Source organism: Mesorhizobium sp. CA4, from assembly GCF_020165075.1.
Lineage (GTDB): Bacteria > Pseudomonadota > Alphaproteobacteria > Rhizobiales > Rhizobiaceae > Mesorhizobium.
This window is the reverse complement of record NZ_JAIUHK010000061.1, coordinates 1-24,176: the sequence shown is the minus strand read 5'-3', so window position 1 is coordinate 24,176 and position 24,176 is coordinate 1. Positions and strand designations below refer to the sequence as shown.

At 61.7% G+C, this 24,176-nt stretch carries 20 protein-coding genes and 3 pseudogenes; 17 read left to right on the top strand and 6 right to left on the bottom strand.

All coding sequences use genetic code 11. The features are described from left to right. Positions 1–81 precede the first annotated feature (81 nt). A complete protein-coding gene (gene gcvA / locus LB528_RS29210) occupies positions 82–999 on the bottom strand; it encodes a transcriptional regulator GcvA (protein ID WP_224518539.1) in 918 nt (305 codons plus the stop codon). Between the two features lie 97 nt (positions 1,000–1,096). On the opposite strand from gcvA, the gene LB528_RS29205 reads away from it, so the two are divergent. From LB528_RS29205 to LB528_RS29185, 5 genes are read left to right on the top strand one after another with little or no spacing between them, the layout of a single operon-like run. Beyond that, positions 1,097–2,383 carry an aconitase X gene (locus LB528_RS29205; protein ID WP_224518540.1) on the top strand — a complete coding sequence of 429 codons (1,287 nt, stop codon included), beginning with the start codon at positions 1,097–1,099 and terminating at the stop codon, positions 2,381–2,383. A gap of 3 nt (positions 2,384–2,386) precedes the next feature. Then, positions 2,387–2,776, top strand: coding sequence for an aconitase X swivel domain-containing protein (locus LB528_RS29200; protein WP_224518541.1), 390 nt, complete (start codon positions 2,387–2,389; stop codon positions 2,774–2,776). After that, positions 2,773–3,768 carry a fumarylacetoacetate hydrolase family protein gene (locus LB528_RS29195; protein ID WP_224518542.1) on the top strand — a complete coding sequence of 332 codons (996 nt, stop codon included), beginning with the start codon at positions 2,773–2,775 and terminating at the stop codon, positions 3,766–3,768. The genes LB528_RS29200 and LB528_RS29195 overlap by 4 nt, the downstream gene beginning before the upstream one ends. A 41-nt stretch (positions 3,769–3,809) precedes the next feature. Then, the gene (locus LB528_RS29190; RefSeq protein ID WP_224518543.1) at positions 3,810–5,390 is read left to right on the top strand and encodes an ABC transporter substrate-binding protein; all 1,581 of its coding nucleotides are present in this window, start codon (positions 3,810–3,812) and stop codon (positions 5,388–5,390) included. A gap of 40 nt (positions 5,391–5,430) precedes the next feature. Then, positions 5,431–6,156, top strand: a complete 726-nt coding sequence (locus LB528_RS29185; protein ID WP_224518544.1) for a dienelactone hydrolase family protein — start codon at positions 5,431–5,433, stop codon at positions 6,154–6,156. Positions 6,157–6,251: 95 nt separating this feature from the next. Here the strand turns inward: LB528_RS29185 and LB528_RS29180 are convergent. After that, positions 6,252–7,402: pseudogene (locus LB528_RS29180) on the bottom strand (aldehyde dehydrogenase family protein); the annotation flags it as partial. 795 nt (positions 7,403–8,197) lie between these two features. Between LB528_RS29180 and LB528_RS29175 the strand changes: the two are divergent. From LB528_RS29175 to LB528_RS29120, 12 genes and pseudogenes are all read left to right on the top strand, one after another. Continuing rightward, positions 8,198–9,088 (top strand): annotated as a pseudogene (locus LB528_RS29175) (aldehyde dehydrogenase family protein); the annotation flags it as partial. A gap of 491 nt (positions 9,089–9,579) precedes the next feature. Beyond that, complete coding sequence (locus tag LB528_RS29170; RefSeq protein ID WP_224518545.1) at positions 9,580–10,545, top strand: NUDIX hydrolase; 966 nt, start codon at positions 9,580–9,582, stop codon at positions 10,543–10,545. A gap of 64 nt (positions 10,546–10,609) precedes the next feature. Then, entirely contained in the window at positions 10,610–11,584 is a 975-nt protein-coding gene (gene nadA / locus LB528_RS29165) for a quinolinate synthase NadA (protein ID WP_224518546.1), read from the top strand. Next, positions 11,581–13,122: an L-aspartate oxidase gene (locus LB528_RS29160; RefSeq protein WP_224518547.1), complete on the top strand. Its 1,542-nt coding sequence runs from the start codon at positions 11,581–11,583 to the stop codon at positions 13,120–13,122. The genes nadA and LB528_RS29160 overlap by 4 nt, the downstream gene beginning before the upstream one ends. 2 nt (positions 13,123–13,124) lie before the next feature. Next, the gene (nadC, locus tag LB528_RS29155) at positions 13,125–14,006 is read left to right on the top strand and encodes a carboxylating nicotinate-nucleotide diphosphorylase (RefSeq protein WP_224518548.1); all 882 of its coding nucleotides are present in this window, start codon (positions 13,125–13,127) and stop codon (positions 14,004–14,006) included. Between the two features lie 10 nt (positions 14,007–14,016). Then, positions 14,017–14,418: a hypothetical protein gene (locus tag LB528_RS29150; RefSeq protein ID WP_224518549.1), complete on the top strand. Its 402-nt coding sequence runs from the start codon at positions 14,017–14,019 to the stop codon at positions 14,416–14,418. Further along, on the top strand, positions 14,411–14,860 hold the full coding sequence (panD, locus tag LB528_RS29145) for an aspartate 1-decarboxylase (RefSeq protein ID WP_224518550.1): 450 nt from the start codon (positions 14,411–14,413) through the stop codon (positions 14,858–14,860). Before LB528_RS29150 ends, panD begins: the two co-directional genes overlap by 8 nt. Positions 14,861–14,922: 62 nt before the next feature. Further along, positions 14,923–15,915, top strand: a complete 993-nt coding sequence (bioB, locus tag LB528_RS29140) for a biotin synthase BioB (protein ID WP_224518551.1) — start codon at positions 14,923–14,925, stop codon at positions 15,913–15,915. Next, positions 15,912–17,054 carry an 8-amino-7-oxononanoate synthase gene (locus tag LB528_RS29135; protein ID WP_224518552.1) on the top strand — a complete coding sequence of 381 codons (1,143 nt, stop codon included), beginning with the start codon at positions 15,912–15,914 and terminating at the stop codon, positions 17,052–17,054. The genes bioB and LB528_RS29135 overlap by 4 nt, the downstream gene beginning before the upstream one ends. Then, positions 17,051–17,689, top strand: coding sequence for a dethiobiotin synthase (gene bioD / locus LB528_RS29130; RefSeq protein ID WP_224518553.1), 639 nt, complete (start codon positions 17,051–17,053; stop codon positions 17,687–17,689). Before LB528_RS29135 ends, bioD begins: the two co-directional genes overlap by 4 nt. Beyond that, positions 17,686–18,951, top strand: a complete 1,266-nt coding sequence (locus LB528_RS29125; protein WP_224518554.1) for an adenosylmethionine--8-amino-7-oxononanoate transaminase — start codon at positions 17,686–17,688, stop codon at positions 18,949–18,951. Before bioD ends, LB528_RS29125 begins: the two co-directional genes overlap by 4 nt. Beyond that, a complete protein-coding gene (locus tag LB528_RS29120; RefSeq protein WP_224518555.1) occupies positions 18,948–19,931 on the top strand; it encodes a beta-ketoacyl-ACP synthase III in 984 nt (327 codons plus the stop codon). The genes LB528_RS29125 and LB528_RS29120 overlap by 4 nt, the downstream gene beginning before the upstream one ends. Positions 19,932–20,028: 97 nt before the next feature. Here LB528_RS29120 and LB528_RS29115 read toward each other — a convergent pair. The 4 genes and pseudogenes from LB528_RS29115 to LB528_RS29100 form a co-directional block, all read right to left on the bottom strand. Next, positions 20,029–20,994 (bottom strand): annotated as a pseudogene (locus tag LB528_RS29115) (IS630 family transposase). A gap of 138 nt (positions 20,995–21,132) precedes the next feature. After that, positions 21,133–22,416: a glycerate kinase gene (locus LB528_RS29110; RefSeq protein ID WP_224518615.1), complete on the bottom strand. Its 1,284-nt coding sequence runs from the start codon at positions 22,414–22,416 to the stop codon at positions 21,133–21,135. Positions 22,417–22,418: 2 nt separating this feature from the next. Next, entirely contained in the window at positions 22,419–23,387 is a 969-nt protein-coding gene (locus LB528_RS29105; protein WP_224518616.1) for a 2-hydroxyacid dehydrogenase, read from the bottom strand. Between the two features lie 111 nt (positions 23,388–23,498). Beyond that, a partial coding sequence (locus LB528_RS29100) for a succinate--CoA ligase subunit alpha (protein WP_224717172.1) occupies positions 23,499–24,176 on the bottom strand: 678 nt, incomplete at its 5' end.

Below are 24,176 nucleotides of genomic sequence, written 5' to 3'. Positions count from 1 at the left end.
ATCCGAGCAACCCTCGTCTTTTAATCGCACGAAAGGGCGGGCCACCGATCTCCGCCTCGGAACATGACGTCTAGCGCAGCATCAGCGGGCACCCTTTGCAGCTCTGACTTCATCCAGCAGCCACGTCCGGAACGACCGGACGACCGGTCGATCGAGGATCGTCGGTGGCGTCAGCAATCGATAAGCGAACCTCGAGGAGAGGCTCAGCGAATGCGGATACAGGTGGACCAGGCGGCCAGCCTTGATGTCGTCCCCAACAAGGGTTGAGTTTCCCAGAACGATCCCCTGGCCCTGAATAGCAGCCTCAAGCGCGAGATAGGTTTGCGAAACGTGCAGCCCGCGCTTGACATCCACATCATGTACACCCGCGGCAAGCAACCAGGAGTGCCAGTCCGGCCAAGCATCGTTTTTGCCACGCCAGTCGACATGGATAAGATGCTGCGTCTTCAAGCTCTGCGGGTCGGAAAGCTCGGGGTTGGCATCCAGCACGCTCGGCGCGCAAACGGGCGATATCCATTCGTCAAAGAGTTGTTCGGCATGCAGTCCGTCAGGCGGAACTGCGCCGAATCTGACGGACAAGTGAGGGCCTTTTTCACTTAGCGGAACGTTCTGATCAGATACGTCCAGCCTTAGTTCTATCTCCGGATGCTGGAGACAGAACGCGCCTAAACGGGGGACCAGCCATTTTGTGGCAAAGGAGGGCGAAGTGGTGAGGCTCAAGGTTCGGCGCTTCGCCTCGCCAATCCAGTTTGTAGCACGCCGCAGCAGCATGAAGGCGTCCTGAGCGCTGACAAGAAGCAACTCTCCGTTCTCGGTAAGCTTCAGCGATCGGGCATTGCGTTCAAAAAGCGTCGAGCCGATCTCCTTTTCAAGTTGGCGGATCTGGTTGCTCACGGCAGCGGGCGTAACATTCAACTCCGCCGCCGCCCTGGAGAAATTCAAATGGCGAGCCGCGCATTCGAACACATAGAGCGTTGTTAGCCCGGGCAGTCTCTTCATGTGCGGTCGACAAATTTCCGTTTAAGTCCCTTCAATAAGATATCGTTTGTGGTTTGCAAAGAACCGCCCCAGCCTGAAGCAACAGCAGGCGAGCGCCATGGTAGCTTTGACGGATCACGATCTCAGGACGCTGGACGGCCAAAACGGCGATGGCGCCGCCCTGGCCATGAAGCTTGTCGTCGGAATGGCTGAGTCTCTCGATGCGCCGAACCTGATCGATGTCTCTTCAGCGCACATAACTGGCTGCTTCTACAATGGTCAGCCCAGCCTCGATTTCGCCGAAAAGCTTGCCGCGGCCGAAGCGCGAGTCAGCGTGACCACCACGTTGAACTCTACCGCTCCTCCGGCGTGCCTGTTCAACAATGGGTGCCCGGACCTGCTGAGTCGGCGTTATTCTTCATTCTCTGCCGAATGCGCAGACGGGGCTCGGCTGATGCACCTTTACACGGCCTTGGGCTGTCGACCGACGTTCACTTGCGCTCCCTACGATTTGCCGTCGGTGCCCAAACGGGGTGACCAGATTGCCTGGGCGGAATCGAACGCCGTGATGTATGCAAACTCGGTGCTTGGCGCCAGAACCAACAAGTACGGCGAGTTCATCGACATCAGTGCAGCGATAACGGGTCGCGTCCCGAATTTCGGCCTGCATCGGGATGAAAACAGACACGGCAGCTTGCTGGTGGAGGTTCTCGGCGCGCCCGAAGATCGCTTCGAGTTGCAGGTCTGGTGCAATCTTCTGGGCCTTGCCGTTGGCTGCGCCGCTAAGGATCGGATCCCGGTCTTGCTAGGCATGCCCAAGGCGACGAACAGCAACAGCCTACGACACTTCGGTGCAGCGGCGTCGGTGGTCAGCGGCCTTGCCATGTTTCATGCGGTGGGCCTGACACCGGAAGCCGCGAGCTGCGAGGAGGCGTTCGGCGGAGCAGAGCCTGAGGAACGCGTCTCGATTGACGCCAAGCAGATCGCAATTCTCCGCAACCAGTTGCTGGGGGACCGGTCAGCCCAACTGACAGCAGTCTGCCTCGGCACTCCGCATATGAGCCTCGCCGAGTTTCGGGAGGTGATAGACCTGCTCGATGGTCGCAAGGTCTCAGGGAACGTCCGACTGATAATCACCACCAACAGGCACACGCTACGCAAGCTCCGTGACGAAAAGCTTGAAAACCTCATCACGCAAGCCGGCGCGGAAATCATCGTCGATACCTGTTCCTATATCCCCGGAATGCTCGACGAAGCGCCGGGGTTGCTGATGTCCAATTCCTCGAAATGGGCATTTCGCGCGCCCAACACGTTGAAGGTCAACGCATGCCTTGGCACCACCAGGGAATGCATCGAATCGGCAGTTCGTGGCCGCGTATCCTTGGACCGGCATGCGTGGAACTGACCCATGACCGCAGACACTCTCCCCGTCGTAGTCCTCGAAAAGCCGATCAACCTCTGGGGCGGCCTGGATCCTCAGGACGGCACCATCACGGATGGAGCTCACCCGCAGCGGGGGCAGTCCATAGCTGGAAAAGTCATGATCTTGCCAGGCACCCACGGCTCTTCGAGTGGTGCATCGATCCTGATCGATGCGGTCAGGCGCGGGTTTGGCCCTGCCGCCATCGTGGTGCGGCGCCCGGACCCGCAAATTGCGATCGCCTCCCTGCTCGCCGGAGAACTCTACGGGATACCCCTGCCCGTCAAGGTCGCCACCGCGGAAGATTATTCCCGGCTTGAAAAGCAACACTCAATCAACCTTGCAAACCTCTTTCGCCAACGGGACGAGAATTCATGAAGCTTGTCACGTATGCCATCTCCACCCCACTTGGCCGAGCTGAACGACTTGGCGCAGTTCAGGGCGACGCCGTCGTTGATCTTCAACTGGCGTATCGCGGCTGGCTTCTAGAGAACGATGCGGTCGACATGGTTGGCATTGACCGTATGGCGGCGGCCTTGGTGCCGACTGATATGACCGCCTTCCTCGAAGGTGGGTCCGTAAGCATGAAAGCCGCACGGCAGGCTCTTGAATGGGCTGCTCGCGCCCCGGGCGATACCTTGCAGGACGGAGCAAGGGTTGTCTGGCCGACGCCGCAGGTGCAACTGCTTGCTCCAGTGCCGCGACCTCGAACGGTCCGAGACTGCATGGCTTTCGAACAGCATGTCACGAACGGTTACAAAGCGATCGGGCGAACGGTCCCCGAGGAATGGTACCAAATACCTGCCTACTATAAGGTGGCGCCGACATCGATATCCGGCCCCGATGGCGTCGTTCTTTGCCCGTCGCAAAGCAGCTGGCTCGACTTCGAGCTGGAATATGCCGCAGTCATTGGCCGCCGCGGAAGTTCCATCAAGGCTGCCGACGCAATGAGCCACATCGCTGGCTTCGTCATCTACAATGACTTCAGCGCTCGTGACCTTCAGAAGGTCGAGATGGCAGTGGGCCTTGGGCCTGCCAAGGGCAAGGACTTCAACACCGGAACCGTAATAGGTCCTGCCCTGGTCACGCTGGATGAGATCGGTGATCCATACTGTTTGACCATGTCGGCGCGCTTGAACGGAACCGAGCTCGCAAGGGGAAAAACCGGCGACGCGCACTGGCGTTGGGACACAATCATCGAGTTCATCTCAAGGGATGAAACCCTGCTTCCAGGAGACATCATTGGCTCAGGGACGCTTGGCGGGGGCTGCCTGCTCGAGCAGGGTCTGCCGCCTCTCAAGGCGGGGGATGTGGTCGAGCTTGAAGTGGAAAAAATCGGGATACTTAAAACGACTGTGTCGGTCGGCTAGTCGACTACTCGACTGCGCGCCCGGCAATCTGGGAGGAAAGCATGATCACGCATACGAAGTTCTCGCGCGATAGCATGGGAAGTCGGCGCGACTTCATCAAGGCTGCCGGCGCCCTCGGCCTGGCGGCCGCAACGTCAAACTTGATCGGATCAAAGGCCCGGGCGGCGGAACCGAAAAGAGGCGGCAAGTTTCGCCAGGCTCTTAAAGGCGGGGCAACTTCCGACTCGCTTTGGCCGGGGCAGTTGACCGATAGCCACCCCTGGAACGTCAGCACCCAGATAAGAAGCACGCTTACCGAAGTTTCTCCGACAGGCGAATTGATCGGCGAGCTTGCTGAAAGTTTCGAGCCGGCAGCGGGGGGCGCGCAGTGGTTATTCAAACTCAGGAAGGGCGTCGAATTTCACAACGGCAAGTCGCTGACGCCCGAGGACGTCATCTACAGCTTGAACCAACATCGAGGCCCCGGCACGAAGTCGCAAGCCGTGGGCATCATGTCATCGGTGACCGATATCAAGGCCGATGGCGGAGACACCGTGCGCATCAGCCTCAAGGGACCGAACGTCGATTTCCCTTACGTGCTGGCCTTCTTCAAATTGGCCGTGGGGCCAGAAGGGACAACGGGCGCCGCTTGGGACAAAGGCATCGGAACTGGGCCTTACATACTCACTTCCTGGCAGGCTGGCGTCAGGGCGACGACCAAGCGTAACCCAAACTACTTCAAGCCGGGCAAGCCCTATTTCGACGAGGTCGAGACCCTCAACGTACCGGATGATGCGGCAAGGTTTTCAGCGCTCCAGTCGGGACGGGTGGATGCGATCGAATCACCAGACTTCAGGGTCCTTGCGGCGGCGTCCAAGCTCTCCACGCTGAAGATCATCGAAGTGTCGGGGAACACCCACTACACGTTCCCAATGCTCACGAATGTCAGTCCGTTCGATAACGCGGACCTTCGGCAGGCGCTCAAGTTCGGCGTCAATCGCGATGAGATGGTCAAGAAGATCCTGCGTGGACACGGTTACGTCGGCAACGACCATCCCATCGGAAGAAACCAGCCCTTCTTTGCGAAGGAACTCGCTCAAACCGTCTACGACCCCGATAAGGCGAAGTTCCATATGAAGAAGGCAGGTTTAGGCGATATTTCGCTTGATCTCCATGCTGCCGATGCGGCCTTTGCTGGGGCTATTGATGCAGCTCAGCTTTATCAGATCCATGCCGAGAAAGCGGGCATAAAGATCAAAGTCGTGCGAGAACCCAACGATGGCTATTGGGGGTCCGTGTGGCGCCACAAGCCGTGGAGCGCCTGCTTCTGGACCGGCCGGACGACAGCAGACTGGATCCTGTCCGAGGTCTACGCGAGCGATGCAAGCGCCAACGATACGAATTGGAAGAACGTGCGGTTTGACCAGCTTCTCGCTGCGGCACGAAGTGAACTCGACAACAACAAGCGCGCGGGCTTGTATGCGGACTTGCAAGAAATACTGCGGGATGACGGCGGAACCGTCATCCCGATGTTCGCGAACGTGATCTGCGCGGTCGACTCAAGAATCCAGACCGGCGCGGTGGTGGGCAGCGACTTTCCAATGGATGGCGAGAAGAACCACGAACGGTGGTGGTTCGCATAACCGGCGAACATCATATCCAAACTACCACAGCGCGGACTTCATGATCAACGTTTCGCTTCTGCAATGCCCTTTTGAAATTGTTCTGGCTGCCCCCGACACCACCAATCCGAGGCCGCTGGTAGTGGTCTTTCCCGATATTTGGGGAGTGCGAAAATCCATGGTGACGATTGCCAGGACTATCGCCGAACTTGGTGTGACAGTGGTAGTGCCCAACTTCTATGAGGCTTTCGGATATAGGATCGGGACGACCGATGATTTGCCGGATATGGTCGCCAAGGAATCTGAAAATCGCCTTCTGGGGCTAGGTGACAAGCTGTCGGACGAAGATGTCGTTTCCTCCACGGGTGCGATGCTGCGTTGCTTAAAGAAGGACTTCGCACCTAGGGCGACGTCCTTCGTCGCCGTCGGTTTCTGTATGGGAGCGAGGCACGTTCTTCGTGTGGCAGAACGCTACGCGGACGACTTTCGCGTGATGGCTTGTCTTCATGGTACAGACATGTTGCCGCAGGCACCCAAGGCCCGTGCCTCGATGAAGAAGAGCATTCGAGGTGACCTCTATTTCGGGTTTGGGTCTGGCGATCCCTACACGCCGCCTGAAAAGATCAAAAGAGTCCGGGCCGCGTTCGATCGGGACAAGGTCGATTTGGCGATCGAAATCCATCCCGGAGCAAACCATGGCTATGCGGTTCCGGATCGCCCTCATTATGATCGTAAGGCCGCGGAACGAGATTTCGCTCACATCGCCAAAATGATCTCACTTGCCTAGCCGTCGCGGCGTCTTGGTATGAAATGCGCCAATCAGAGCACGCCAGGGTCCTGCACAATCTGGAGGTGGTTTGGAAGCTACGATCCGAGATTGATTCACGCCGTCTTGAGGTTCGTGTATTTCTCGATGGCGTGAAGCGACTTGTCGCGACCGAAGCCGGACTGCTTGAATCCGCCGAGCGGCACGGTGACGTCGGCGCCGCCATAGGTGTTGACATGGACGACACCGGCATTGATGGCGCGCACCATGCGATGCGCTCTCGACAGGTTCGAGGTCCACACCGCCGACGCAAGGCCATTGGACGGTCGCATTGGCAAGCCGCACCGCCTCTTCCTCAGTGTCGAAGCGCATGACACCAAGCACCGGACCGAACACTTCCTCGCGTGCAAGCTCCATTGTCTCGGTCACGTTCTCGAAGATTGTCGGCGCCATGTAGCTGCCGCCGGTCTCGGTGAGGATGCGCTCGCCGCCGGTGAGGAGGCGGGCGCCCTCCGCCGAGGCCTTGGCGACAAAGCCGAGATTCTTGGTCAGCTGTTCGGCGCTCGACACCGCGCCGACATCGCTCGGCAGATCGAGAGGATCGCCGACCTTCAGCTTTGTGGTCGCCTTGAGCAGTTCGTCCAGGAAGCGGTCATAGACCGAGGCCTGGACCAGCAGGCGCGAGCCGGCGACGCAGACCTGTCCGGAATTGCGGAAGATGCCGTTGGCCGACACTACCGCCGCCTAATGCAAATCCGGCGCATCGGCAAAGACGATGTTGGGCGACTTGCCGCCAAGCTCGAGGAAGACGCGCTTGAGATTGGAGCGGGCGGAATATTCGAGCAGGCGGCGACCAACCGGACCGGAGCCGGTGAAGGCGATGGCGTCAACATCCATGTCCAGGCCGAGAGCCTCGCCGGCTCCCTTGCCGCGACCGTGACGACATTGAAGACGCCCTCCGGCAGACCAGCTTCGGAAGCAAGCTCGGCCAGCCGCAGCAAAGTCAGCGACGCTATTTCCGGCGGCTTGACGACGATGGAATTGCCAGCGGCTAAGGCCGGCGCGATCTTCCAGGCGCCGATCATCAGCGGGAAGTTCCACGGCACGATGATACCGACGACGCCGAGCGGCTCCTTCTGGATTAAGCCCAGCACATTGTCGGCCGTCGGCGCGATCTCGCCATAGACCTGTCGATGGCCTCGGCATAGTAGCGAATGGTGCCGGCGGCAGATAGCGGCTCGGCCTTGTAGGCCATGCCGATTTCAGTGCGCCTGCGGCTACGCTCCGGCGCGATTCAGGCGCGGTCGGGCCTGCCTGCCGGCGATTTATCTGAACGGAAGGGACATGGTTTCGGGCGAGCGCTTCGCGCACGGCGATTGCTGCTGCCGTCGCGCCTAAACGTTTGCCAATCCCAGGCCAAAACAACACAGTCTTTGATCTGTGCGTCGTTCTTCGCGAGAGCCGGTACGATGCGTCGGCCGTCACGTGAGCAGCGAGGCGGCAAGCGGTAGAGGAAGTTTATTTTTGACGCTGAGGGGAAGGAACGGCCATCCGTCGCCGTTCAAGGCCGCGACGGCGGGCCAGTAGCTGACTGAGCGATGAATTTTAGCGACGGTTAAAATTCGAGGCTTTCGAATCTGCGGGCGTTAGTTTTCGGATGCTACGCATTCTGCATGGATGGTGAGCATTGAATATGCGCGGCCCAGGTTGGATTAGAGATATACGGCAGGCTGAGGCTCAGCAAATTCGAGATCGAATAGTGTGGCTTGAATGCGAACTTATAATGCGGCCGCGTCCAAAGGCAAATCCAAGCTGCAAAACGTTGGTCACGAGCTTCGTTCGCAGAAGGCTCGACTAGCACGCCTCGAACAATGCATAGCGTGGATGCCGAAGCGGCTCTAATGTCGCGCCCACATGCGACGGGGTAGATCCGGCGATCGCCGTTGTGGCAGGAGCCTCGCCCCTGGGTCCGATCATTCATACGCCTCATCTCGCTCAACAGGGCCAACGCCCATTGAGGCTCACTCTACGAAAACGCCCCATGGCACCGATGCGATGCCGACAAACACCGCACGTGGCGGGCGCAATGTTCGCCCTCGCCCACGAGGCTGGCTTCCCCGAAGGCGTCGTCAATCTGGTCTACGCTTCAGAAGGCGACGCGGTCGGCCGTGAACTCTGCGCCAAAGTGAAGGTCCGCAAGATTAGCTTCACCGGGTCGACCGAGGTCGGGCGGCTCGCTCCGATCAGATCAAGAAGGTCAGCCTGGAGCTAGGAGGAAATGCACCGTTCATCGTCTTTGACGATGCCGATGTCGACGCTGCGGTCGAGGGTGCGATCCAGGCGAAGTTCCGCAATGCCGGCCAGACCTGTGTTTCCGCAAATCGCCTTTATGTCCAATCGGGCGTTCACGATCAATTTGTCGAAAAATTCGTGAAACGGGTTCGCCAACTTCATGTTGGTGACGGTTTCGATCCCGACGTTGCCATCGGGCCGTTGATTGACAGATATGCCCTGGCCAAGATCGAATCCATATCGCCGACGCCGTTGCAAAGGGTGGTGCAATTCGCTGCGGTGGCACACGCATTGGCAAGGATGGCACACTCTTCCAACCCACGGTCCTCACCCAAGTCTCCAGAGAGATGACGATTGCGCAGGACGAGACATTCGGGCCGTTGGCTCCGATTATTTGCTTCGATGATCCGGATCAGGTCGTGCACGAGGCAAATGACACGATCTACGGCCTAGCCGCCTATTTCATGCCTCGAACCTGAAGCGTGTCTGGCGTGTGGCCGAGGCCCTGGAATATGGCATGGTTGGCATCAACACCGGCCGCATGTCCTCCGAAGCCGCGCCCTTCGGCGGCATAAAGCAATCCGGCATAGGGCGCGAGGGTTCCCGCCACGGGCTCGAGGACTACCTGGAAATGAAATATCTCTGCATGGGCGGCATCTGAAGCGAACTGATCCAGAGCACGATTTTGTTCGCGCTTTCCTCGCTCGCCACCGCTGCCCTGGGGCGTGACCTGATGCCGCGCTTTTCCCCATCACACCCCTATCTCACCGAATTGGCGCAGCTTGTGGCAGAGAGCAGCTACTAACGATGGCGGCTCGCTGAATCGTCATCAGTTCGGCGGTCGCTGTTTTGGTTGATAATGGCCGCGTACGATTTCACACTGCCCATGTTCCGTCCCCAGGTTCGACGGTTGGGCGTTGAAGAACCATCTCGACGCTTTGCTGACGGGCGAGGCGATCGGCCTTTGTGTCAGCGGCTCCATCGATAGTTGCTTCCTTCCTCCGCGTTACCCGTGGCGGGTGTCGCGTTTGGCATCGTTTTATGCAAATGCGACGACCAAAGCGGCCGCAAGGGAACGCGGTTGACGCGCGGCCCCGCATCGGTCAATTTTGTTTAAATCGGTTTAGGCAGAGCTTCACCCCGTTCGAGACCATGCACGACCAGGCAACAGGACTTAGAAAATCGATTACGTCCCGCAAGAGACGCGCGATCAACGTGGATCTGATCGCCGTGGTCGCTGCCGTCAGCGACCGCGAGCCTTGCGTTCTTACCGTCGGGCAGCGGGGTTCCCTTCCTTCCGGCCCCTTCGAGTTCAGTCACCGATCGCTGCAGTCGGGCTTAAGGGACTGGGTCGAACAGCAGACTGGTCATCCGCTGGGCTATATCGAGCAACTCTACACCTTTGCCGATCGTGACCGGATCGGCGCAAAGAGCGAGCAGCGCAACATCTCTATCAGCTACCTGGCGCTGACCCGGCAGGAAGCTATTGCCGCGCCGCGCAAGTCGCACTGGGGTAGCTGGTACGAGTATTTTCCGTGGGAGGATCACCGCTCCGGCGCGCCGGAAGCCCTTGGCTTGTTGCGGCCGCGCCTGCTTGCCTGGGCGAAGAGCGCCGAGAACGCCGCGGCACGGCGCGAGCGCCGCCAGCGCGCCGCGATCGCCTTTGCCTTTGATGACCGTCCCTGGAACGAGGAGCTCGCGCTCCAGCGCTACGAACTGCTCTATGAAGCCGCGCTCGTCGAAGAGGCTGGGGGAGATCGGAAGTCCGTCCCTGCCGCTTCCGTTTCGGGCAGAGCCATGGTTGCCGACCATCGCCGGATCCTGGCGACGGGCATTGCGCGTCTGCGCTCCAAGATCAAATACCGGCCGGTTGTGTTCGAACTCATGCGCCCGACCTTCACGCTGCTCCAGCTGCAGCGGGCCGTGGAAGCCTTGGCTGGGAGGCTCATCAACAAGCCGAACTTCCGCAGGCTGGTCGAGCAGCAAGAGCTAGTTGAGGAGACCGGCGATACGTCTCTCGATACGGGCGGCCGGCCAGCAAAGCTTTATCGCTTCCGCCATGCCGTTCTCGATGAACGGGCCGTTGTTGGGACAAAATTGCCGCTGACGCGGTCTTGACACCCTTATAGTCAACGTAGATATATCCGGCTTATCGTCACTCGGAATATAAGCGGAGGCGCGGATGATCGGCGCGTTACCTACGACCGCGTCCCTCTATGAGCGGGTCCGGCGGGTGATTCCGCCGATCGAATGGCCTGCCTTTGCCGACGACATCGAAGCCATTCTCGCGCTGAAGCGAAAGCGCAATGCCGTCATCCTGGCGCATAACTACCAGACGCCCGAGATATTCCATTGCGTGGCCGACATAGTCGGCGACAGCCTGGCGCTCGCCCGCAAGGCAATGACGGTCGACGCGGACGTCATCGTGCTGGCCGGCGTGCATTTCATGGCCGAAACGGCCAAGCTCCTCAATCCGGGCAAGACTGTGCTCATCCCGGATCCCGGCGCCGGCTGCTCGCTGGCCGACTCCATCACCGCGTCCGACGTGCGCTTGATGCGGCAACGCTATCCCGGCGTGCCGGTCGTGACCTACGTCAACACCGCCGCCGCAGTGAAAGCAGAATCTGACATCTGCTGCACCTCGGGCAACGCGCTGGCGATCGTGGAATCCCTCGGCGCGCCACGAGTGATCATGCTGCCGGACGAGTATCTGGCGCAGAACATCGCCGCCCAGACCGACGTCCAGATTATCGCCTGGAAGGGGCATTGCGAAGTCCATGAGCGCTTCAGCCCCGCCGACATAAGCGAGCTGCGCCAGGGGCACCCCGGCATCACCGTGCTTGCCCATCCCGAGTGCCCGCCGGAGGTTGTCGCGGCAGCGGATTTCGCGGGCTCGACCGCGGCGATGTCCGACTATGTCGGACGGCACAAGCCGGCGCGTGTGGTACTGATGACGGAATGTTCGATGAGCGACAACGTCGCCGTCGAGCATCCCGACGTCGATTTCGTGCGCCCCTGCAATCTCTGCCCGCACATGAAGCGCATCACGCTCGCCAACATTCGCGCCGCACTCGAGGAGAACCGTCACGTCGTCACGATCGATCCAGCTGTTGCCGAGCGAGCTCGTTGGGCAGTCGAGCGCATGCTTTTCGTATGACGCCAGACATCCAGGACATCGATGGGGCTCCGGTCATCATAGGCGCAGGCATCGCCGGCCTGATGACGGCGCTTCATCTGGCGCCGCAGCCAGTCGTTCTTTTGTCCAGGTCGCCGCTCGGGACGGACGCCTCAAGCACACTTGCCCAAGGCGGGCTTGCAGCGAGTCTGGGGGAGGACGACAGCCCTGAACTGCATCTGGCGGATACGCTTGCCGCCGGCGATGGGCTTTGCAATGAAGCGATAGCCAAGCGCGTCGTTGAGGCTGTGCCTCAAGCCATCTACAACCTCATTCGTCTCGGTGTCCCGTTCGACCGGTCGTTCAACAGCAAGCTGCGGCTCGGCCTGGAGGCGGCGCATTCGCGCCGCCGCATCGTGCATGCCGCCGGCGATGCCACCGGCCGGGAGCTGTTTCGTGTGCTGCTCGCCGTCGCGCGCCGGACACGCTCGATCAGGATCATGGAAGGCATCACAGCCCTTCGCCTCGTTGTCGCCGAAGGTGGCACTGTGGGCTTGCTGGCCGTCCAGCATTCAGGCGTGGTCGCATTCCCGACCCGTCGTGTGGTCCTTGCAACCGGCGGGATTGGCGGACTCTTTAGCGATACGACGAATCCGCTTTCCTCTTATGGCCATGGCCTTGCGCTTGCCGCCTGCGCCGGCGCGGAGCTCGCCGATCTGGAATTCGTGCAATTCCATCCGACGGCCCTCGATAACCCGCGTCGACCGATGCCGCTCTTAAGCGAAGCGGTGCGTGGTGAAGGTGCTGTGCTGGTGGACGATCAGGGCCATCGTTTCCTTGCCGATACGCCAGGTGCCGAACTTGCTTCGCGCGATGTTGTTGCGCGGGCGATCTCGTACGAACTCGCCGCCGGCCGCCGCGTCTATCTCGACGCCCGGCGCTGCCTCGGCCCGAAATTCGTCAAGCGCTTCCCGGCGATCGACGCAGCTTGCAAGCAGGCCGGTATCGATCCGGCCGTGGAGCCGATCCCGGTGCGTCCTGCGGCCCACTATCACATGGGCGGAGTGGCCGTCGACGTCGAGGGGCGTAGTTCCGTTGGCGGGCTCTGGGCCTGTGGCGAGGTCGCGTGCACCGGGCTGCACGGCGCCAACCGGCTGGCCAGCAACTCTCTGACCGAAGCCGTTGCGACCGCCGCCTGGGTGGCGGCAAGTGTCGCCGGCACATACTCCGGCTGGCAGTGGCCAAGGCTTCCCGAAACCGTTCCGGTGCGTCCGGACCCTTCTTCCATTCGCCAACTCGTCTCCAATGCGCTGGGTATTATCCGCCACGGAACCGCTCTGCGCGCAGCAGTTGCGACACTGTTGCCGATCGCCGTTGGCGAGACGGCGGCGGCCGACCCGGCCCTTGTGGCACTGCTGATCGCGACCGCCGCCCTTCGGCGCCAGGAGAGCCGTGGATCGCATTTTCGATCCGATTTCCCAACGCGCGAGGCTAGCGCCCTCCCCTCTCGGCTGACGCTCTGCAGCGCCTTCGAGACTGCCGTCGCGCTCAACTGGCAAGCAGCCGAACGGAGCCGTTAAATATGACTTCACTTTCACCGCTTCCCCAGATCATCATGGAACCGATTGTGCGCAGTGCCCTTCTGGAAGATCTGGGCAGAGCCGGCGACATCACCAGCGACTCAATCATCCCGGCCGATCGAAAAGCCACATTTGCGCTGAATGCCAGGCACGCCGGCGTTGTTGCCGGGCTCGATCTGGTCATGTTTGCCTTCCTGCTGGTCGATCCCGGAATCAACATGCAGTTGCGGTGTCCCGAGGGCGGCAAAGTGTCGGCCGGAGAAACCATTGCGATTGTGAACGGGCCGGCGCGCAGCCTGCTAACGGCCGAGCGGACGGCGCTCAATTTCCTGTGCAAGCTAAGCGGCATTGCAACGGCTACAGCGGCGCTCGTAAACGCGGTGCGCGGCCATAATGCAAAGATCGTATGCACGCGAAAGACGACACCCGGCCTGCGTGCCTTGGAAAAATATGCGGTGCGCGCAGGCGGCGGCGCCAATCACCGCTTCGCGCTCGACGACGCCGTGCTCATCAAGGACAACCACATCGCCGTTGCCGGCGACATCCGCACCGCAATCGAGCGCGCGCGCGGCGCGGTTGGCCATATGGTGAAGATCGAGGTCGAAGTCGACACGCTGAACCAGCTCGAGATGGCGCTCAAGGCTGGAGTCGACGCGGTGCTCTTCGACAACATGTCCCTCCAGGACCTCGCCCAGGCCGTGGCGATGGTCGGCGGCCGGACTATCACCGAGGCGTCGGGTCGGGTGACACCGAAAACGGCTCCGGCAATTGCGGCGACCGGCGTCGACCTTATCTCGGTCGGCTGGCTCACCCACAGCGCTCCCATCCTCGACATCGGCCTCGATATGCCCGCCGACCGGAATTGCAGCAGGCATCTGAACTGAGGGAGAGGACATGAACCGGAATCGCAGGAACTCCTTTGGCCGCAAACTAACTTGCGCCAGCACGTCGTCAGTTCCGTCGACCGCCGACGCAAGCCTGCTAGCTGCACGACCAAACAGTTCGACTGGCGAGGACGGCGCAACAGGCCAGGAGCAAACAAAAGACCGCATGGAAGCACTTGGCTTTATCGTCTGCCGGCTCGACGAACTGCGCCAGATGGCTGCCTCTCACGGACTGGAAACCCTCGGTTGCCTACTGGACGCCGCCTTCACCCAATCCTGTGACGAGATCAGAAGGGAGCGTTCATACGCTCAGAGCGAAGAAACCCACGCGATAGGCGGCGAGGACGACCGAGCACGCGACACACAGGTGGCACAGGATTGCAAGCCGTTCTGGAGGAAGAGAAATGCGTAAAATCGTTTCCGGCAAGCTGCACGGCATCCATGTCACCGAGGCTAACCTCGACTACCATGGCTCGATCACGCTCGATCCCGACCATTGCGAGGAGGCGGGCGTCCTGCCGATGGAATTCGTCGAGATCTGGAACAAACACTCCGGCGCCCGGATCTCGACCTATGTCATACTCGGCGAGCGCGGATCGCGCTGTTGCATCCTTAATGGCGCCGCGGCCCGCACCTGCCAGCCGGGCGATCAGGTCATCATCTGCAACTCGGTCTACGTGCACGAGAGGGAGTTGACCGCGCTCAAGCCGCGCGTACTGACTTTCGACAAGAACAATCGCGTCGTCGACCGCCTGACCTACTCCGTCGAGCGCGATGCAGCCGGATGCTACAGCTTTTCGATACTCGACGTCGCTAACAAGCCGCTCCCAATACCCGCGCTTGTTGCCAAATAGAATTGGCCCCGGCGGGCACTCCAATTGGTGGCCGCCAGTGGAACCCTCGAAGCGGAGGTGGAATGAACCCGCAGCCACATTTGGACAAGACCGTTGGGGCGATCAACCCAAGCTTCCCACATTGGGACCGGGATACGGCACAGGCAGTTTACGACCTGCCCTTCAACGACCTGCTCTTCCGAGCCCAGACGATCCAACGCGAGAATTTCGATCCCAACAGGGTGCAGCTGTCGCGCCTGCTTTCGATCAAGACTGGTGGCTGTCCCGAGGATTGCGGCTATTGCAGCCAGTCCTCGCATCATCAGTCAGGCCTCAAGGCCTCGAAGCTGATGGAGGTTCAGCGCGTCATCGCCGAGGCCAGGAAGGCGCGCGACGCCGGCGCCACGCGCTATTGCATGGGGGCCGCATGGCGCAGCCCCAAGGAGCGCGACATGGATGCGGTGGTCGCCATGGTCGAGGGCGTGAAGGCGCTCGGCATGGAGACCTGTATGACGCTCGGCATGCTCGACTTAGATCAGGCGCAGCGGCTCAAGCAGGCCGGCCTCGATTATTACAACCACAACATCGACACCTCCGAGCGCTACTACAGCGAGATCATCTCGACCCGGACCTTCGCCGACCGGCTCGACACGCTGGCCAACGTCCGCGACAGCGGCATCAAGGTCTGCTGCGGCGGCATCGTCGGCATGGGCGAGGAAAAGGCCGACCGCATCGACATGCTGGTGACTTTGGCCAACCTGCCGGAGCCGCCCGACAGCGTGCCGATCAATATGCTTATCCCGATCGAGGGCACGCCGCTTGGCGAGGCCGCCTCCATCGAACCGATCGAATTCGTGCGCACCATCGCGCTCGCCCGCATCATGATGCCGGCGTCGCATGTGCGGCTCTCGGCCGGCCGCACGGCGATGAGTGACGAGATGCAGGCGCTGTGCTTCTTCGCCGGCGCCAACTCGATCTTTGTCGGTGACACATTGCTGACCGCCGAGAATCCGGGCGAGGATAAGGACAGTGCGCTGTTCCGCCGGCTGGGCATCAAGCCGATGGAGCGGGAGTGAACGGGCGAGCTTTGCTCGAGCGTTACGACGCCAGCCTGCGTGGGCTGGCCCGCAAGGGCCGATTGCGGACCTTGGGCCCCCGCTCGGGTCTCGACTTCGCCTCCAACGACTATCTGGGCTTGGCGCGCTCGAAGCGAATAGCGGAGGCGGTCGCAGCGGCGCTCGCTGCTGGCACGCCCGTCGGGGCGACGGGCTCGCGGCTGCTGCGCGGCAACGATCCCGAGCACGAGGCGCTCGAAGCCAAGGCGGCCGAGTTTTTCGGAGCTGAGCGCGCGCTGTTTTTCGGCGGCGGCTACATCGCCAATTTCGCGGTGCTCACGACTTTGCCCCAGAAGGGCGATCTGGTCGTGCTGGACGAGCTCATCCATTCCAGCGCGCATGAGGGCGCGGGGGTCACCCGCGCAGAAGCCGTGGTAGTTGCGCACAATGATGCGGGCGCTGTGGACGACGCCATCGTAGCCTGGCGGGCATTGGGTGGGACCGGCCGACCCTGGATCGTGGTCGAGAGCCTCTACAGCATGGATGGTGACCGGGCTCCGATCGCTGAACTGATCGCGGTCGCGGACCGCCACGACGCATTCCTGTTTGTCGACGAGGCGCATGCCACCGGCGTCTACGGCCCGGATGGGCGCGGTTTCGCGCACGACCTCGAAGGCCGCGACAACGTCGTTGTGCTGCACACCTGCGGCAAGGCGCTTGGCGCATCCGGCGCGCTGGTTACCGCGCCGGCGGCGCTATGCGACTATCTCGTCAACCGCTGCCGCCCGTTCATCTACGCCACCGCGCCCTCGCCGCTGATGGCCGTGGCGGCGGCAACGGCGCTCGACATCGTCGCTGACGAGCCCGAGCGCCGCGAACGGCTGGCAGGGCTGGCCGCGCTTGCAGGCAAGAGAGCCGAGGAGCTTGGCTTGCCTGTGAGCGGTTCGCAGATCCTGCCGGTCGTCGTCGGCGACAATGCCCGCACCATGACTCTGGCGCAGGCTTTGCAAGCGCGCGGCTTCGATGTGCGCGGCATCCGCCCGCCGACGGTACCAGAAGGCACGGCAAGGCTCAGGATCTCGCTGACGCTGAATGTCGGCGAGGACGACGTCTCGGCGCTGTTCGATGCGCTTTCCGAGGAATGGGCGCGCAGGCAATGACGGCGCGCTTCATCGTGACCGGCACCGACACCGGAATCGGCAAAACTGTGTTTGCGGCCGGTCTTGCGGGCTTGCTCGACGGCTTCTACTGGAAGCCGGTTCAGTCGGGTCTCGACGAGGAGACCGACAGCGAAGTCGTTGCCCGGCTTTCTGGCCTACCTTCGGGGCGCGTCCTGCCGGAAGTCTACCGTCTGAAAACCCCTTTATCGCCGCATCGGTCTGCCGAAATCGACGGCGTCGCGATCGAGGCTGCGAAGCTCTCGCTATCGGAGTTGCCTGGCCCGCTCATCATCGAAGGAGCCGGCGGGCTGATGGTGCCGCTCAATCGGCAGACAAGGTTCATCGATATTTTCCGGGAATGGCAACTACCGGTCATTCTTTGCGCCCGCACCGGCCTCGGCACGATCAACCACACCCTGCTTTCGGTCGAGGCTTTGCGTGTCCGCTCCATCCCTTTGCTTGGCATCGCCTTCATCGGCGACGAGATGGCCGATACGCAAAGGACGATCGCCGAAATGGGCAACGTACGTATGCTTGGCCGCCTGCCGCGTCTCGACCCACTGACGCCTGAGGTGCTTTCCGCGGCTATGCAGGCCGCATTTAAAATCGCCGACTTCATGGAGATCCGAGCATGAGCCGCTCCGCTGTCTGGCATCCCTTCACCCAACATGCTACCGAGCCGGCGCCGCCGATGATCGCGCGCACCGAAGGCGCCTACGTCGAGACGCGGGAAGGCAAGCGCATCCTCGATGCGATCTCCTCCTGGTGGGTCATCACCCACGGCCACCGCCATCCGAAGATCGTGGAGGCGATCCGCAACGCCACCGAAACACTCGACCAGGTGATCTTCGCCGGCCTCAGCCACGAGCCGGCCGAGCGATTGGCTTCAGCGCTGGTCGAAATGACACCAGCGGGCCTCGACTGGGTCTTCTTCTCCGACAGCGGCTCGACCAGCGTCGAGGTGGCGCTGAAAATGGCGCTCGGCTTTCACCGCAACAACGGCACGCCGCGCTCGCGCATCGTCGTCATGGAGCACAGCTATCACGGCGACACCATCGGCACGATGAGCGTCGGGGCGCGCGGCGTTTTCAACGCCGCTTACGAGCCTCTGCTGTTTGAGGTCGACACCATCCCCTTCCCTGCCGCCGGCCGCGAGCAGGAAACGCTCGATGCCTTCGAACGGCTGGCGCGCGACCGAGAGGTTGCCGCATTGATTGTCGAGCCGCTGGTGCTCGGCGCCGGCGGTATGCTGATGTACCCGGCTTCAGTTCTCGCCGAACTCAAGCGCATTGCCGAGCGCTCCGAAACGCTTTTTATCGCCGACGAAGTCATGACCGGCTGGGGCCGCACCGGCACCATGTTCGCCTGCGAGCAGGCTGCGATCGCGCCCGACATATTGTGCACGTCCAAGGGGCTGACCGGCGGCTCATTGCCGCTCGCGGCGACGCTCGCCACCGACGCGATTTTTCGTGCACATTATTCCCAGGATCGGGCCAGGACGTTCTTTCATTCTAGCTCGTACACGGCGAACCCGATCGCCTGCGCGGCCGCACTGGCGAATGTCGGCATGTGGCGTAACGAACCCGTGGCGGAACACGTCGCCGTCCTGTCGCAGATACAGGCGGAAAAGGTTGCACAATTCAGCCAGGACCCGCGTTTCGAGAATGTGCGCACGACCGGCACCATCGCCGCCCTCGACCTCAGTGTCGGCAACGCCGGCTATCTCGCGGAGGTCGGCCCGAAACTGCGCGCCTTCTGCCTCGAGCGCGGATTACTGGTGAGACCCCTTGGCAACGTTATCTATGCGCTGCCGCCCTATTGCGTGACGTCGGGCGAGCTCGACCGTCTCTACGCGACAATAGACGAGGCGGCCGGGCTTGCGGGCGGCAAAAGATGAACCGCACGGCGCGCATCATAGGCCTTGGCCATCACGTGCCGGCTCGAAAGGTCGGCAATGCCGAAATCGAGGCAAGCCTGGGGCTGGAGGCCGGCTGGATCGAGGGGCGAACCGGCATTCGCTCGCGTTTCTGCGCGGAACCCGGCGACACGCTGTCCGGACTGGCAGCAAAGGCGGGCGACATAGCGCTGCGGGCCGCTGGCGTCGACCGCAACGAGATCGGCCTGCTGCTTCTGGCGACTTCGACGCCTGACCATCTGCTGCCGCCGAGCGCGCCGTTGGTGGCGCACAGGCTCGGCCTCGAAAAGGCCGGCGGGGTCGACCTGGCGGGCGCCTGCGCCGGATTCATCTATGCCATGACCTTCGCCGACGGCTTCGTGCGCCTGCACAACAAGCCGGCCGTCGTCATTGCAGCCAACATACTGAGCCGCCGGATCAACCCGGCCGAGCGGGCTAGCGCCGTGCTGTTCGCCGATGCTGCGGGCGCGGTCGTGCTCGCCCCGTCCAGCGATCCCGGCCACGGCATCCTCGGCTCCTCATTTGCCTCGGACGGTTCGGCTTACGGCCTGATCCACGTTCCGGCGGGCGGCAGCAACCGTCCCTTCGCGGAAGAGATCGACGTCGCCGAAACCCGTATGACCATCGCGAATGGCCGTGAAGTCTTCGCCAGGGCTGTCGAGATGATGAGCCGCTGTTCCACGGAAGCGTTGGCTGCGGCCAGTCTTTCGGCGTCGGAAGTCGCCCGTTTCGTGCCGCACCAGGCGAACGCCCGCATCTTCAACGCGGTCGGCAAGTCGCTCGGCATTGCCGATGAGCGGATGGTCAAAACCATCGCCGAATACGGCAATTCGTCAGCCGCAACGATTCCGTTGTCACTGTCGGTCGCGTCCCGTGCCGATCCCTTTCAGCCTGGCGAGAAATTGCTACTCACAGCGGCTGGAGCCGGCCTGACCGGCGGAGCGCTTGTGGTTGGCGTTTAACGCGCGGGCCGGAGCATGTTCCGGCGAAGCCCAGGATCGAAAAGCAGGTTGGCGGGATTTTCTCAGTATTTACAATGATGGATAAGACTAGAGTCTTTCATGTTTTGACGAAAGCGTATCCGGCGTTTTCGAAGTAGTTCTTGCATTCGGTTGCCTCGATGGTTGCGACGAGGTGGCCGATGTGGCGCCAAGTGTCCTCGACGGTGCGTTTCTGAGCCTGGCGCATCCAGTGCTTGATCTTGGCGAAGGCCTGCTCGATCGGATTGAGGGTCCGGTGAGTAGGGCGGCAGGTACCAGAGCCTGGCGCCAGCGGCCTTGATCATCTGCCTGATGGCAGCGGACTTATGGCTTCCCAGATTGTCCATGACGACGATGTCGCCGGGTTCAGCACGGTGATGAGCTGCTGTTCGACATAGGCGCGGAAGCATTGGCCGTTGATCGGTCCGTCGAAGACGCAAGGTGCCGCGAGCCGATCACAGCGCAGCGCGCCGAGGAAAGTCAGCGTGCGCCAGTGGCCATGTGGAGCCAGGCCGCGCAGCCGCTTGCCCTTCGGCCCCCAGCCGCGCAGGGGAGCCATGTTGGTCTTGATCCAGGTCTCATCGATGAAGACCAGGCACTGCGGATCGAGGCCGGCCTGCCAGGATCGCCATCGCTGGCGCCTGCGGGCAACATCGGCGCGTGCCTGCTCAAGGGCGAACAGCGTTTTTTTAAAGCTCAGGCCTTCGCGGCGCAGGAACTGCCACACCGCATTGTGCGAGACCTTGACCCCGCGAGCGGCCAACTCGTCCTTCAGCCGATGCAGCGACAGATCAGAGGTCTGGTTGATCCGCTCCACGATGAAGGCTCGATGCGGTTCCAGAACCCGCCTACGGTGGCCACCCATCTTGCCCGGCGCCACCGAGCCGGTTGCCTGATGGCGCTGCAACAACTTCACCGCCGCCGAAACCGAAATGCCGAACCGCTTGGCGGCCGACCGGCGCCTCTCGCCGCTCAAAACTGCCGCTACAACCCGCTCGCGAAGATTATCGGAAAGAGGTCGAACCATCTGATGCTGGCCTCCAATCCAGCCAGCATCTTGAATCACAAATCCAACCGAGCGGGAATCCCTTCCGATTCTATCGAGCGGTGAAACGCTCTAGATCCAACTGCTGCAAGCGCTTGGGGGGCTGGTGCAACCGCAAGCGCGGAGGTGCGACGAATGTTACCGCATTAAAAGTATCTGCAGGTCAGCGACGTTGGTGCCGGTAGCGCCTGTCATCAGCAAGTCTCCTGAAGTTGCTAGGGCCGCGTAAGAATCATTGTTGCGAAGTAGAATGTCCGGGTCCTCGCCAAAATCCCGCATCCAGGAAATCGACCCTGCATCGACGATACCTCCGGCCGCATCAGTAGGCCCGTCACGCCCGTCTGTACCGCCGCTTAGAAATACCCACCTGCGGTGGATCGCCTTTGCTTCGTTTGCAAGCGCGAACCGGAGCGCCAGCTCCTGATTGCGTCCGCCCTTGCCAGTGCCCGAGACCTCGACCGTCGGCTCACCACCGGCGACAATTGCAAGCGGTCCTTGATGGCAAGCATGTTCGAGTGCGAGGCCGTGGAGCTCGCGGGCAGCATTACCAACATTGCCGGACAACCAGTCCGAGGCCTTGAGCACACGAATGCCGCATTGCAAGGCCTTGGCCGTCAGGCGTTCAAGACTGATGCGGTTAGATACGACCACCACATTCTCGACGCGATCGCACATTGTTTCTGAGATGCATACATCAGTGGGAATAAGAGCTTCCTTGAATCTCGAACTGACACTGTACGTCGAAAGCACATCAAGTGCCCGGGCAGCAGAGGCATAGGGTGAGGCCGTTGGGCCACTGGCCACCAGGCGAACGTCATCGCCCGGCACGTCGGAAACTATGAGGGCCAGGATGTCGGCCCTCGATGCCAATTGTGCCAGGCGCCCACCCTTCAGTCGCGAAAAATACTGCCTGACAGTATTGATCTCCCGAATGTCAGCCCCAGATCGGATGAGCGCGTCGTTCAGCGCGATCTTTTCAGCCAGCGAGAGTCCCGCCGCAGGAGCGCACAAAAGTGCCGAGCCGCCACCGCTGACGAGGACCAGAACGAGGTCGCCAGGTCCCGCAGACCGAGCAAGAGTCTCCACGACACAACCGGCCTTGAGGCTCTCTTGATCCGGCAGCGGGTGCCCAGCGACTATAACTTCGACACCGCCAATCGCTACGGCGTTTTCGGCATTGGTGACAGCTATCGCCTTGTGCAACTTGCTGCCAATCAACGGCAATGCCGCAGACGTCATCGCACAAGCCGCTTTGCCGAAGGCGATAAGGATTACACGTCCGGCCCTCTCGAACCGGTCGGCGCGCTTCTCCAGGGCAGCGGCAACTTGGAGGCCGGGCTCGGCCGCAGCGATGCCCGTCCGAAACAGATCGATCGCCTGTTTGCGTAGATCCATCAATTCCGATGCAGGGCCGGGCAGCATCCTCACACCACCCGATCCGGAGCGGGTCTGCCCTCGAAGAAGGCGGTGACGTTGTCGAGCGCCTTCATGCCCATCGCCTCCCGCGTTTCCGCGGTCGCACTGCCGAGGTGGGGAAGCAGAACGACATTTTCTCGATCGAGCAGACCGCGGGGCACTGCCGGTTCCTCGGCATAAACATCAAGCCCGGCCCCGGCGATCGTTCCCATGTCGAGTGCGTGAATCAGTGCGATCTCGTCGATCACATCTCCGCGCGCCGTATTTATGAGGAAAGCGGTAGGCTTCATGGCTGAAAGCCTGGCCTCGTCGATCAGATGCTTATTGTCGGCGCCACCAGGGCAATGCAGCGAGACGAAGTCCGACTCCGCCAGAACCGCTTCGATGGATGGAAGTTGTCGGGCAGACATTGACCGGGTAACGTCGTCTTCAACCCTGGAACGGTTATAAAAGACGACGTCCATGCCGAAGCCGAAATGCGCTCGACGCGCCATAGCTTTGCCGATGCGTCCCATCCCAATGATCCCAAGCTTTTTGCCCGAGATCTTTGCGCCGATGAGATGTGTTGGGCACCACCCCTTCCAGCCGCCGGAGCGCAGTTGTCGCTCACCCTCCCCGGCACGGCGCGCAACCGACAGGAGGAGGCTCATCGCGATATCCGCAGTGCAGTCCGTCAGCACTCCCGGTGTATTCGTCACTGCAATATCGCACTGGCGGGCAGCCGCCACGTCTATATGGCTGAAACCGACCCCGAAATTGGCGAGCAATCGTGTGCGGCAGCTGTCGGACGGAAACACTGAGGCGGGCAGTCGATCGCTAACAGTGGGAAGAATTGCGTCATAGGTCTGGAACGCCGTCGCGAGATCCTCTGTCGTCAGCGGCACATCGTCGGCATTCAGCACTGCGTCGAATCGTTCGGTCAGAATCTTCTCCACTTTGGCCGGCCAACGGCGGGTTACCATCACACGCGGGTTCATTCATAACCTCTCAACTTTGCACAATCACATGTGCGAAACCGCCGGACGACTCCGGCGGTTCGCGATGCTGGCAGTTTGGACGCGACACCTTGACGCGGCCTTGGCGCAGGCTCAAGCCGCCCTCAGCCTCTGTTCCAGCACGTCAGCGATGGTGGAGCCGAAAGCTGCCGGGGTGGGCACAATCGTGACCCCGGCGCCGCGCAGTATCTCGACCTTCTCCTGCGCCGACTCGCCGAAGGCGGAGATGATGGCGCCGGCATGGCCCATGCGGCGGCCCTTCGGGGCGGAGAGGCCGGCGACGTAAGCGATCAGCGGCTTCCTCATATTGTCGCGCGCCCAGATCGCGGCTTCGGCTTCCTGCGGGCCGCCGATCTCGCCGATCATCACCACGGCGTCGGTGTCGTCGTCGCGCTCGAAGAGCTGAAGGATGTCCTTGAAGGACGAGCCGTTGATCGGATCGCCGCCGATGCCGACGCTGGTCGACACGCCGATACCCAGCGCCTTCATCTGCGAGGCAGCCTCGTAGCCCAGCGTGCCGGAACGGCCGACGATGCCGACGCGTCCGGGCAGATAGATGCTGCCCGGCATGATGCCCATCAGCGCCTGTCCGGGCGTGATGACGCCGGCGCAGTTCGGGCCGACCAGCCGCATGCGGTCCTCGAAGCGGTAGCGGCGCATATAGCGCTTGACCTGCATCATGTCCTGCGAGGGGATGCCGTCGGTGATGCAGACGCACAGTTTTATACCGGCATCCGCCGCTTCCATGATCGAATCCGCCGCGAAGGGCGG

Excerpts from the sequence above, each read along its gene's own strand:
- LB528_RS29195 (WP_224518542.1), top strand. The coding sequence starts at position 2,773 with ATGAAGCTTGTCACGTATGCCATCTCCACCCCACTTGGCCGAGCTGAA.
- LB528_RS29205 (WP_224518540.1), top strand. The coding sequence starts at position 1,097 with ATGGTAGCTTTGACGGATCACGATCTCAGGACGCTGGACGGCCAAAAC.
- LB528_RS29120 (WP_224518555.1), top strand. The coding sequence starts at position 18,948 with ATGAACCGCACGGCGCGCATCATAGGCCTTGGCCATCACGTGCCGGCT.
- LB528_RS29105 (WP_224518616.1), bottom strand. The coding sequence starts at position 23,387 with ATGAACCCGCGTGTGATGGTAACCCGCCGTTGGCCGGCCAAAGTGGAG.
- bioD (WP_224518553.1), top strand. The coding sequence starts at position 17,051 with ATGACGGCGCGCTTCATCGTGACCGGCACCGACACCGGAATCGGCAAA.
- nadC (WP_224518548.1), top strand. The coding sequence starts at position 13,125 with ATGACTTCACTTTCACCGCTTCCCCAGATCATCATGGAACCGATTGTG.
- LB528_RS29200 (WP_224518541.1), top strand. The coding sequence starts at position 2,387 with ATGACCGCAGACACTCTCCCCGTCGTAGTCCTCGAAAAGCCGATCAAC.
- gcvA (WP_224518539.1), bottom strand. The coding sequence starts at position 999 with ATGAAGAGACTGCCCGGGCTAACAACGCTCTATGTGTTCGAATGCGCG.
- LB528_RS29150 (WP_224518549.1), top strand. The coding sequence starts at position 14,017 with ATGAACCGGAATCGCAGGAACTCCTTTGGCCGCAAACTAACTTGCGCC.
- panD (WP_224518550.1), top strand. The coding sequence starts at position 14,411 with ATGCGTAAAATCGTTTCCGGCAAGCTGCACGGCATCCATGTCACCGAG.
- LB528_RS29170 (WP_224518545.1), top strand. The coding sequence starts at position 9,580 with ATGCACGACCAGGCAACAGGACTTAGAAAATCGATTACGTCCCGCAAG.
- LB528_RS29185 (WP_224518544.1), top strand. The coding sequence starts at position 5,431 with ATGATCAACGTTTCGCTTCTGCAATGCCCTTTTGAAATTGTTCTGGCT.
- LB528_RS29160 (WP_224518547.1), top strand. The coding sequence starts at position 11,581 with ATGACGCCAGACATCCAGGACATCGATGGGGCTCCGGTCATCATAGGC.
- nadA (WP_224518546.1), top strand. The coding sequence starts at position 10,610 with ATGATCGGCGCGTTACCTACGACCGCGTCCCTCTATGAGCGGGTCCGG.
- LB528_RS29190 (WP_224518543.1), top strand. The coding sequence starts at position 3,810 with ATGATCACGCATACGAAGTTCTCGCGCGATAGCATGGGAAGTCGGCGC.
- LB528_RS29125 (WP_224518554.1), top strand. The coding sequence starts at position 17,686 with ATGAGCCGCTCCGCTGTCTGGCATCCCTTCACCCAACATGCTACCGAG.
- bioB (WP_224518551.1), top strand. The coding sequence starts at position 14,923 with ATGAACCCGCAGCCACATTTGGACAAGACCGTTGGGGCGATCAACCCA.
- LB528_RS29110 (WP_224518615.1), bottom strand. The coding sequence starts at position 22,416 with ATGCTGCCCGGCCCTGCATCGGAATTGATGGATCTACGCAAACAGGCG.